At 66.5% G+C, this 10888-nt stretch carries 8 protein-coding genes and 1 pseudogene; 6 read left to right on the plus strand and 3 right to left on the minus strand.

The genetic code is table 11. From position 1 onward, the window contains the following. Positions 1 to 68: 68 nt before the first annotated feature. The 3 genes from ADL03_RS04020 to ADL03_RS04030 all read left to right on the plus strand — a co-directional run bounded on the left by ADL03_RS04020 (position 69) and on the right by ADL03_RS04030 (position 6073). Complete coding sequence (locus ADL03_RS04020; RefSeq protein WP_197288059.1) at positions 69 to 3938, plus strand: SGNH/GDSL hydrolase family protein; 3870 nt, start codon at positions 69 to 71, stop codon at positions 3936 to 3938. A gap of 77 nt (positions 3939 to 4015) precedes the next feature. Continuing rightward, complete coding sequence (locus ADL03_RS04025; protein ID WP_053731986.1) at positions 4016 to 4393, plus strand: hypothetical protein; 378 nt, start codon at positions 4016 to 4018, stop codon at positions 4391 to 4393. 78 nt (positions 4394 to 4471) lie between these two features. Then, on the plus strand, positions 4472 to 6073 hold the full coding sequence (locus ADL03_RS04030) for a glycosyltransferase family 87 protein (RefSeq protein ID WP_053731987.1): 1602 nt from the start codon (positions 4472 to 4474) through the stop codon (positions 6071 to 6073). Here the strand turns inward: ADL03_RS04030 and ADL03_RS04035 are convergent. From ADL03_RS04035 to ADL03_RS04045, 3 genes are read right to left on the minus strand one after another with little or no spacing between them, the layout of a single operon-like run. After that, positions 5985 to 6992, minus strand: coding sequence for a GDSL-type esterase/lipase family protein (locus tag ADL03_RS04035; protein ID WP_053731988.1), 1008 nt, complete (start codon positions 6990 to 6992; stop codon positions 5985 to 5987). The two genes, ADL03_RS04030 and ADL03_RS04035, sit on opposite strands and share 89 nt — an antisense overlap. Before the next feature lie 19 nt (positions 6993 to 7011). Further along, on the minus strand, positions 7012 to 8406 hold the full coding sequence (locus ADL03_RS04040) for a glycosyltransferase family 87 protein (protein WP_231641458.1): 1395 nt from the start codon (positions 8404 to 8406) through the stop codon (positions 7012 to 7014). A gap of 23 nt (positions 8407 to 8429) precedes the next feature. After that, positions 8430 to 9200 (minus strand): deoxyribonuclease IV, encoded by a 771-nt coding sequence (locus ADL03_RS04045; RefSeq protein WP_053731989.1) that lies wholly within the window; start codon positions 9198 to 9200, stop codon positions 8430 to 8432. 143 nt (positions 9201 to 9343) lie between these two features. Between ADL03_RS04045 and ADL03_RS04050 the strand changes: the two genes are divergently transcribed. From ADL03_RS04050 to ADL03_RS04060, 3 genes and pseudogenes are all read left to right on the plus strand, one after another. Continuing rightward, positions 9344 to 10285: a hypothetical protein gene (locus ADL03_RS04050; RefSeq protein ID WP_053731990.1), complete on the plus strand. Its 942-nt coding sequence runs from the start codon at positions 9344 to 9346 to the stop codon at positions 10283 to 10285. 101 nt (positions 10286 to 10386) lie between these two features. Further along, positions 10387 to 10662, plus strand: a pseudogene (gene rpsF / locus ADL03_RS04055) (30S ribosomal protein S6); the annotation flags it as partial. 128 nt (positions 10663 to 10790) lie between these two features. Beyond that, on the plus strand, positions 10791 to 10888 hold a 98-nt coding region (locus ADL03_RS04060; protein ID WP_157527936.1), incomplete at its 3' end, for a single-stranded DNA-binding protein.

Below are 10888 nucleotides of genomic sequence, written 5' to 3' on the forward strand. Positions count from 1 at the left end.
TCTTTGGGGGAACTCAGATGCATTTACGAAGAGCCCGTGGCCGCGTCCAGCGCAGATCGAAAACCGGCGTGGCGGCGGTCGTAGCTGCTCTGCTGGTCACCACAGCGCAGCCAACCACCGCAGCACCGGATAAATCATTCGATCAAGCACCGCCGTCCGCAACCGCGGTGAGCACGGAACCGGAATCCATCCCTCAGCACAAGCGGTCAGAAGTCATCGGCAAGGACTGGCAGGAATCCACGGACATCGCGTGGACCACCGCCGGTGACGCGAGTGGGTTCCACGTGCTGGCGGCTCAGGCCCGAGAAGGATACGCCTGGCGGACAGTCACATCGCTCGTCGAGCCAGGCTTTGACGCCGATCAGTGGATCGGCAACGCGTGTGCAACCGCGTCCGGCCAGAAGCTCGTGGTCGTCTATGCGCCGCGCACCTTCACGAACAAGCCCGACCTGTTCGAACGTGGCGCCTTCACCGCGATCGTCGACCTGGTGACCGGTGCTGTCAGCAAACTGCCGGTGAGCAGCACCCTCGCTTACTACAGCCCTGGCTGCGGCAGCGGTGAACGAGCGCTGATCACTCAGCAGGCCACGGAGCTGAACGGCAAGTCGCGCCTGGTCGAGGTTGATGCGGCAGCGGCCACCGCAGCCAAGCCGATCGAGGTGCTCGGCCAGGTCACGTCGGCCATTCCCACCAAAGACGGCATTGTTGCCGCAGACGCGGGGCGACTCATCACCGTGGACGCCAAAGGCGCCGCGCGAACACTCGCCAAGACGTCTTCGCTGCCGTTCCACCTGAAGGCGGATTCGTCCGGCGGTGTCGTCTTCTTGGACAGCGAAGGCGGCACGTCATACGTTCGAAGGCTGGAGCGGGCCGTCAAGAACGCCCCGATGAGCACTCTGGCCAAGGGGCCGCTGACCGAGCTCGGCCTGACGTCGAGCGCCAACGGCAAGGTGTTCATCACCGGAAAGAACGAAGAGATCAATCAGCTCCCGGCAACCGTTGTTCGCGCTGACGTGCCCAAGCCGAGCACAATGTCGGTGCAAGGCGAAATCGCCGTGACAGGGGTGATGCGCGCCAAACCTCAGGCGCAAAGCGCTGCGACGACCGATCCCGCAGATGCGCATCTGGTCCGCATCGAGGCCAAGGTCGCGGCGACGGGGAAGAACGTGGCATTCACCGTTCTGCCGAACGCAGCGTCCGGTGCCGGTCGGGTGGCCAGCCCGAAGCTCTCCACCGCAGGCGGTGAGATGACAGCATCCGGATCACCGAACAGCCCTCTCGACGATGAGTCGGTATGTGCGGTCCCCCGCAACAAAGCGGGCCTTGAGGTCTACCAGCCAACTCCTCGACAGGTTGAGTGGGCGGTGGACTACGCGGTGACGAACGGTCTGTACATCCAGCGGGAGGCTAACTGGAAGAACTCCGGAATGGAGACCGCGTGGAAGCCGCAGGAGCTGTTTCCGCCGATTCCACTGGAGGGCGGCGGTTCAGTTCCGCCTCAGGTGATGCTCGGGATCCTCGCCCAGGAGTCCAACCTCTGGCAGGCCGCGCGGTTCGCATTGCCCGGTGTCACCGCCAACCCGTTGGTCGGCAACTTCTACGGCGTCAACCTCTACGACTCGGACCCGCAAAACGACTGGGAAATTCGTTGGAGCCACGCCGACTGCGGCTACGGCATCACGCAGATCACTGACGGCATGCGCAAGGCAGGACGCGAGAAGCCGGACGAGGTCGCCTTACCTGCGCACAAGCAGCTGGCGGCGGTCGTGGACTTCGCCACCAACATCGCGGCCGGCCTGCGCATCCTGCAAGACAAGTGGAACCAGACGCGCAAAGCTGGGATGAAGGTCAACGACGGCGACCCACAGTGGCTGGAGAACTGGTACTTCGCTGTCTGGGCCTACAACTCCGGGTTCAAACCGCAAAATGGCACCGGCCCTTGGGGACTCGGCTGGGCGAACAATCCCGCTAACCCGAACTACCCGCGTGACCGGACGCCGTTCCTCGAGTCCGGCTACAGCGATGCGGCACATCCGCAGCACTGGTCATATCCGGAAAAGGTCATGGGCTGGGCGGGGCATCCGATCGAAGCCGTGGTGTCCCCAGGCGTCACCGCGTCCGGATACATGTACACGTGGTGGAACAACAACGACTACCGCCGCAGGGTCAAGCCGGACAGCTACCTCTTCTGCGTGAAGACGAAGAACGACTGCGACGAACATACCTCAGTCACACCCGACAAGCCAGACGACCCCAACACCCCTGAAGACGAAGGCACAATCGGCGAGCCCATCGGTCCGTGTGCTCATCGCGACGCTGCGGGTTACTACGACCTGCTGTGCTGGTGGCACGAATCGTCTACGTGGAAGTCGAACTGCGCTGAACAATGCGGGAACCAGACCAACCGATTCCGCGATCCAGACGTCGGATATCAGCCTGACGGGGTCAGCTATCCGCCGAATTGTTCACCGCCCGACCCGACCGGTATGCTGATCGTTGACGACTCAAGCGCGCCCTCGGCGCGAGCCTGCACCAAGCAGCCGAATTCAGGCACATTCGACCTGCAGTTCGGGAGCGACCGAGAAGGCAGATATCCGTCGAAGATCGATTTTCATCAGATCGGCGCTGGCTTCAACAGCCACTTCTGGTTCTCCCACACCAACAGGAACGATGAGTTCGGCACCAAGATGAAGGTTACCGGTACTTGGACCTTGAACCAGCCGATCAACGGCTGGTCACGAGTGCTGGTCCATCTTCCGGATCACGGAGCACATACCCAACAGGCCAGGTATGAGATCCACCTTGGTAACGGCAAGACTGAGTTCCGGTACATCTCGCAGAGAACCGAAGAGAACAAGTGGGTCTCACTCGGCGTGTACCCTTTCGCCGGAACGCCGAAGGTCCGTCTTAGTTCAGTGACCCAGGAAGGCAGCGGGGTCGATGACGTCGCCTGGGATGCTGTCGCCTTCCAACCGCTACCCGGGAAGCCCAAACACATAATTGCTGCTCTCGGCGACTCATTTTCATCCGGAGAAGGTGCAGGCAATTATTACAGGGAAACCGACATCAACCACGGCACGCCTCAGTGGAACGCGTGCCGGCGCAGCAAGGACGCTTGGTCGCGCAAGTTTACTATGCCCGGGAAGAATGGTTACATCGGAGATGCCGCGGACAAGTTTCCGGCCGATGTGGAGCTAGGTTTTGTCGCCTGCTCGGGAGCACTCACATGGCAGATTGACGGCGGCCCCACCGGGAACTCCATCCCTCGTTCGTGGGACACTCCAAACGAGTACGAGACCGGGAACGGCCAGTTCCGGGAGATCAGGCAGCTTGAGAGTGGTGTGCTCACCGAGCACACCACGCTGGTAACACTGTCGATAGGCGGCAACGATGCCGGGTTTACCGATGTCTTGGTGAATTGTGTCAGCTGGGACTGCACGACCGCCACAGCCAAACAAGAGCACCGACAATGGATCGACGAGGCGCAACCCCGCGTGCAGCAAGTTCTCGAGCGGGTGCGAATGAAAGCACCGTCCGCAAAGATCGTATTAATGGGATATCCCGAGCTGTTCAGTCGAGCGAAGGCGTGCGGCTTCGGAATCATCAGTACTGAAACCGACGAACTTGCCGATCTGGCACAGTACATGAACGAGAAATTGAAACAGACGGCGAACAGCGTTGGCTCTCAAGTCAGCTTCGCTGATCCGCGCGGAAGGTTCACAGGCAAAGGCGCCTGCGATCAGGATCCAGTCATCAACTTCCTCGTGCTGGGCCCACGAGGTGACGGCGATTTCCACGTCGGCGACCGCATGGCAACTTGCCTGCTATGGGATAGCACGTGCGTCAGCCGGACATCCCTGCATCCTAACGTGGCCGGAGCCTACGTGTACGGAAGGGTTTTGGAAGACAAGCTCAAGGAGATAAACTACGGACAATGACCAAAGATGCTTTTGATGGAACCAGCGGAGCCGGGCGATCGGCTTGGCTCCGCTGGGGCTGTCTCGCCGTTTCGGCCTTGGCCGTGCTGGGGGTGGTGTCGCTCGCCCTGCACGTGTACTCGTCGTTCGAGGAGTCGAACCCGGAAGAGCTGCTCGCCCGCGAGGTGGAGAAGTCGAAGAACCGCTTGAAGGAGCGCGCGACCGACGGGGTCCTGACCAACGAGGAGATCATGAGGAGCACGGCACGCGACAGCGACGGTGATCCGAGGGTCCGCCAGGACGACACCGCGATGCATTTCGACTCACCGGTCGCGGTGAACGTCGGTACCGCGCTCGGGTCGCGAGGGGCGCTGCGTTGTTACACCTTCACGATCACCAAGCCCCTTTCGCCGCTCAGCACCGTCACGGCCGTGGAACTCGCCTCGTGCCCCTCCCCGGACGGCGGCGGCAACTGACGTACCGCGGTGGGAACCCTGTGGATTCGGACGCGATGTTGACCACGCCGAAACGTTCTTGGCCGTAACATCCCGCCCGTGCCCAGCCCTGTTGAGCCCACCTCTGCCGAGCTCCCCGCGGAGGACACCGACTCGCTGACCCCGCAGCAGCGCGTCGCTCCGACCTGGACCGAGTCGCTCGCACGCACGCTGAGCAGACCGTTCGGCGGTCCGCTGGGCGAGCACGCGCAGGTCGGGCGGCACTGGTTCTGGACGGCGCTGCGGGTGGTGCTGCTGTTCGCGGTGCTGACGTTGCTGCTCGGGTACCTGCAGAAGTCGCCGTGCATCCAGCAGTACGTGGACGACAAGGGGCAGGTGCAGCTCGACTGGCGGGGCAGCAAGCAGTTCACGGCGCTCTGCTACTCGGACACGGTGCCGCTCTACACGGCGGAACGGCTGGACCAGCGCGGGTCGTTCCCGTACATCACCTCGTGGAAGGACGACGAGGGCAAGCCGACCGAGCACGTCCGGTACATGGAGTACCCGGTGGTCACGGGGCTGTTCCAGTGGCTGAACGCGCGGGTGGCGCAGGGGCTCGCGGTGCTGGTGCCGGGGCTGCCGATGACGGTGATCGTGTACTTCGACGTCACGGCGTTCTGGCTGGCGGTGGCGTGGCTGATCACGGTGTTCTCGGTGGCCAGGATCGCGCGGCGGCGGATGTGGGACGCGGCGATCGTGGCGGTGTCGCCGCTGGTGATCGTGCACGCGTTCACGAACTTCGACACGATCGCCACGGCGTTCGCGACGGCGGGGCTGCTGGCGTGGGCGCGGAAGAAGCCGGTGCTGGCCGGGGTGCTGCTCGGGCTCGGCGGGGCGGCGAAGCTGTACCCGTTGTTCCTGCTCGGGCCGTTGTTGCTGCTCTGCTGGCGTTCTCAACGGCTGAAGGCAGGTCTCACCACCACTGCGTCGGCCATCGGCGCGTGGGCACTCGTCAACGCGCCGATCGCGTTGAACCCGGCGTCGCATGCGGGCTGGAAGGAGTTCTTCCGGCTCAACACCGAGCGCAACGCCGACCCGGACACGCTCTACAACGTGCTGGTGCAGTGGACCGGGTGGCAGGGCTTCGACCCCGGCGTCACGCAGGGGCAGGCGCCGACGGTGCTGAACACGGTCAGCATGGTGCTGTTCCTCGCCTGCTGCGCCGGGATCGCGTACGTGGCGCTGTCGGCGCCGACCCGGCCGCGGCTCGCGCAGCTCAGCTTCCTGGTGGTGGCGGCGTTCCTGCTGACCAACAAGGTGTGGAGCCCGCAGTACTCGCTGTGGCTGGTGCCGCTGGCGGTGCTCGCGTTGCCGCGGTGGAAGCTGCTGCTGGCGTGGATGACGGTCGACGCGCTCGTGTGGGTGCCGCGGATGTACTTCTACCTCGGCACGGAGAACAAGGGGCTGCCGATCGACTGGTTCCTCGGGGCCGTGCTGCTGCGTGACGCCGCCGTCATCGCGTTGTGCGTGATCATCCTCAGGGAGATCTACCACCCGGAGCGCGACCGCGTGCGGATGGCGGGCGACGACCCGCTGGCCGGTCTGCTGGAGGACGCGCCGGACCGGCAGCTCGTCACACCCGCACGAGGCGAGCCATCGCACCGAATGCGGTCGCGTTCGGATGCAGATGATCACCGGAGTCGAACTCCGGACGCAGTCTGAGCGGGTCGGCCGGGTCGCGCAGCGCGGCGTCGAAGTCGATCGCGCCGGGGACGTTGGCGCGGATCCACGCGTTGGTCGCGAGGCGTTGCTGCTCGCGTTCCTCGGTCCAGTTCGCCCAGCCGCGCCACGGCGTGATGGTGCCGACGACGACGGACACGCCCTCGTTGCGGCACCGCAGCTGCACCGTGCGGATGCCGGCGATGACGTTCTCCGCGCTGAGGCCGTGCTGGATGTCGTTGATGCCGGCCAGCAGCACGACCTTGCGCACCTCGTCGCTGTAGAGCACGTCGCGGTAGAGGCGGGTGATCATCGGTGCGTCGCCGGCGAGCAGGCTGTTGCCGCTGACGCCCGCGTTCAGCACGGCGTAGTCGGTCTGCACCATGGACGGCCACGTGCCGGCGGAGTTCCCCTCGGTGATCGAGTCACCGAACATCACGACCGCGCCCGGTGCGGTGAACCCGGCGACCTCCACGGCCGAGACGAGGCAGACGTGGTCGCGTGCGGAGGTGATGGTGCGCAGTGCGCGCGCTTGGCACGGCGTGCCCTCGGGCGTGTGCGTGGTGATTTCCAACGTCTGGGTGACGACCAGCTGCACGGGGTCGCTGTAGACCTCGGACCGCGCCTTGAGCAGCACGCCGCGCGAGCCGCGGAACGAGAGCTCGCGGCTTTCCCCGTTCGCGGCGACCGCGACCCGCTCGATCCTGACCGGTTTGATGCCCATGAGGTTCGACAGCCGCACCCGGACCGCCGTGCCGCCCGCCGTGAGGTCGACGGTCGTGCGCACGACCTGGTCCGGCGTCGCCGCCGACAGGGTCGGCACCGCCTGCCACACCGGCAGCCAGCGCACCGGCGCGCCCCGGTCGTGCACGCCGGAGGCACCGCAGGCCAGCAGCAGCGCCAGCACGATGATCAGCCTCACCCGTGCAGTCTGCGGCGGGTCAGTGCTCGGCTGCCACCGCTCCGCGCAGGAACCCCCGGTCGCCTGAGTGGTCGTCCTCGGTCACGTCGCGGGCCTTGAGGAACACCACGAACAACGCCACCAGCAGCGCGGCCCGGCCCCACACGCCGATCATCACGGCCTGCGCGGAGAAGCTGTCGTAGATCCCGGCCGGCTGCCCGAACTCGATCGCCCAGAACCAGCGGAAGATCCCGATCCCCATCGCGAGGTCGACGGCGAAGTAGGCGAAGGCCCAGGTCAGCGGGATGCGCATGAGCACGAGGAACGGCACCAGCCACAGCGTGTACTGCGGCGAGTGGACCTTGTGCAGCAGCATGAACCCGCACAGCATCGCGGCGGACACCGCGACCCACGGGTAGCTGCCCTCGCGGCGGAACCGCAGCCAGCCGTACCCGGCCGCGACGGCGAACGAGACGAGCATCAGGATCGGTGAGATCACGCCGACCAGCGACTGCATCGCGTCGTCGCCGATGAACGGGCGCAGGCCCCAGTACCAGATCGAGTTCGTCGTGATGTCGACCCGGCGCTGCCCCTGGAACTCGAACGACGCCAGCCAGCCGTCGTAGCCCGCGATCGCGAACGGCACGTTGACCAGCACGACCGTGACGATCGAGGCCAGGGCGACCTTCACCGCACCGGCGACGTCAACCTTCTTGCCCGCGCGCAGGACCCGGTCCGGCAGCTCCCGCCCGCGCCAGCCACCGGTGGCGACGAAGAGCATCAACGGCAGCACGAAGACCGCCGGGTAGACCTTGAACGCGAACCCGAGGCCGAGCAGCACGGACGCGACCGTGGCTCGTTCGACCAATGGCCGGTTCCAGCGGTGCACCACGTAGACGGCGGCGACCGAGCACAGCACGACCGGCAGGTCCCAGTTGTGGAACGCGTACAGCACGAGCGGTGGCCCGATCGCCCACAGCAGGGCCCGCCAGCGGGCGAGCTTGCCCAGCAGGTAGCCGGTGAGCAGGCCGAACGGCGCCATCAGCAGCGACGAGTAGAGCAGGTACTCCGCGTCGTTGTGCGCGAAGATCGCACCGGCCCAGATCAGCAGCCCGCTGAGCACCGGGTACTCGACCGAGCCGCCGACCAGGATGCCCTGGTCGTTGATGCCGCCGTCGACGTAGGGGAAGACGTGCCGGTCGATGTCGCGCCCGATCCAGAGGTGCTGGATGTCGGAGTAGCAGACCTCTTCCTTGTTGCGCTCGTCGTAGTCGGGCTGCGTGCGGCCCCACTGGTCGAACGCGGGACCGGTGCAGCGGTCCTTGTTGGCGAAGCCCAGCAGCAGCGTGAGCCCGCACAGCAGCACGAGGACGGCCAGCGCGACCCTGCCGAAGCGGTGCGCGGAGCCCCCGGCACCGCCTCGCTCGGGTGTCACGCCCACCACCTCGTGCACGCTGTTCACCGGCCGGCGCGGTCGCGCAGGAACGCGATGTCGTCGGCCTGGCCCTCGTCGGGTGTCTCCACCACGACGGGGCATCCGGCGCCGGCGACCACGGCCACCAGCTGGTCTGCGTCGATGGTGCCAGTCTTGATGTTGTCGTGCCGATCGCGCGCGGAACCGAACTCGTCGCGCGAGCTGTTGAGGTGCACGAGGTCGATCCTGCCGGTGATCGCCCTGACCCGGTCGACGATGCCGACGAGGTCCTCACCCGCGGCGAAGGCGTGGCAGGTGTCCAGGCAGAAGCCCGCACCGAACTCGCCGACGGCGTCCCAGAGGCGCTTGAGGTTGTCGAACGAGCGGGCCATGGCGTTGTCGCCGCCGGCGGTGTTCTCGATCAGGACGGGAACGGGGAAACCGCCCTCCGCGACCTGCCGCTCGAAGAACTTGCGCCAGTTCGCGAAGCCCTCCGCCGGGTCCTCGCCCTTCGTGACGTGCCCGCCGTGCACGATCAGGCCCCTCGCGCCCACCGCGGCGGCGGCTTCCGCGTGCTGGACCACGTTCTTCCTGGACGGAATCCGGATCTTGTTGTTCAGCGACGCGACGTTGATCAGGTAGGGGGCGTGCACGAACACCTCGAGGTCGGCGGCGAGCAACGCCTCCGTCTGCGGGTGCGGTTTCGGCTTCTTCCACCCCTGCGGGTCGGACAGGAAGAACTGGACGACCTCGGCACCGCGTTCGGCCGCGGCGCCGACCGGGTCGTCGTCGCGGACATGTGCCCCGATGCGCATGAGCAGGAGGGTAGTCGGCGTCCGCAACGCCACCGCAGCCGCCGCCGATAGGAGTAATTGCGAAAACCGGGGATGGTTTACGTCACCACCAGGACCTACGGTCGTTACTTGAGAGTAGGTAGCGAGGTGAGACAGGGGTGCACATGCGACTGCTGAGCGTCATCACCGCGACGCTGCTGGCGCTGGCCTCCGCTTCGGTGGGCCTGGTTCCGGCAACGGCGGCGGAACCCATCGTCGTGGGCAGCTGCGCGACAACGGTGCAGGGCACGCCCGGCCAGCCCATCTCGCTGAGCCCGAACGCGGTGCTGCAACCGGTGACCGACCTCATCCGCGCGGTGCCGGTGCTCGGCCCGCCGCTCGCCCAGCCGTTCAAGGACACGTTCGCGCAGCTCAAGCCCATGCCGATCGGCGTGGTCCAGCTCGGCACGACGACCATCAGCGGCGCTGCGATCGCGAACACCGTGATCGGCGAGCTGCAGAAGATCCCGCTGCTCGGACCGATCCTCGGCACGCTGACAGCGTCCGTGCGCTCGACGCTGACGCAGGGCTGCGGCATCGTCGTGACCGGTGTGAACGCCGTCGCCGCGCCGGTCCAGGACGGCAGCAAGGCCGTCGCCGACGGCTCCCAGAAGCTCACCCCGCAGCTGCCCGGCCAGCCGAAGCCGCCGGCCCAGCAGCCCCAGCCGCAGCCCGGCACGAACCCCGGCACGCAGCCGGGCGTGAACCCCGGCACGAACCCCGGCTCCGGCTCCCCGGCGGGCACGCCGATCAACCGCGACTTCTCGCTGTACTCGCTCGGCACGAACTTCGGCCGCGTGCCGCTGTTCAGCTACGGCTCGCTGCCGTTCGCGATGCCCGGCCTCTACTCGCCGTCGCCCGGCGTGCGCTACGGCTCGCAGGTGCCCCGCGCGTCCAGCGGCAACGGCCTGGACGAGGCGGTGCAGACCGCCGGCCGCGCGACCGCGCTGCCCAGGACGTCCGGCCCCGGCGGTGTCGGCCTGCCGGTGCTGGTGGCGGTGCTGCTGCTGGCCTGCGTGACGGGCGCGCTGGTGCGGACCTGGGTGCTCCGCCGCACCCCTGCGTAGTCGCCGGACGCGCTCTGTTAACATTCTCCAGTTGCTGACGCGACGACCCTCCTGCCACGGAAAGCCCGTGGCCGCGAGTCCACAGGAGGTGAGTGGTCCTCATGCGTCATTACGAAGTGATGGTCATCCTCGACCCCAGTCTCGACGAGCGCACGGTTGCGCCGTCTCTCGACACGTTCCTCAACGTCATCCGCACCACGGGCGGCAACGTTGAGAAGGTCGAGGTGTGGGGCAAGCGCCGGTTGAGCTTCGAGATCAACAAGAACACCGAGGGTATCTACGCGGTGCTCGACCTGACCTCGACTCCGGACGCGGTGAAGGAACTGGACCGCCAGCTGGGTCTGCAGGAGACGGTGCTCCGGACGAAGGTCCTGCGCCGCGAGCCCGCCAAGGCCGCCAAGTTGGCCGCCAAGGCCGCGGCCAAGGCGGACGCCAAGTCGGTCAAGTCGGCGGCCAGGGCCGCCGCCAGGGCCTGACGAACCTCGATTAGGGGAGCTCCCAAGACATGGCTGGTGAGACGACGATCACGGTGGTCGGGAACCTGACTGCCGACCCCGAACTGCGCTTCACCCAGAGCGGTGCCGCGGTGGCGTCCTTCACGGT

Origin of the sequence: Nocardia sp. NRRL S-836, from assembly GCF_001279525.1 — a bacterium.
GTDB lineage: Bacteria > Actinomycetota > Actinomycetes > Mycobacteriales > Pseudonocardiaceae > Lentzea.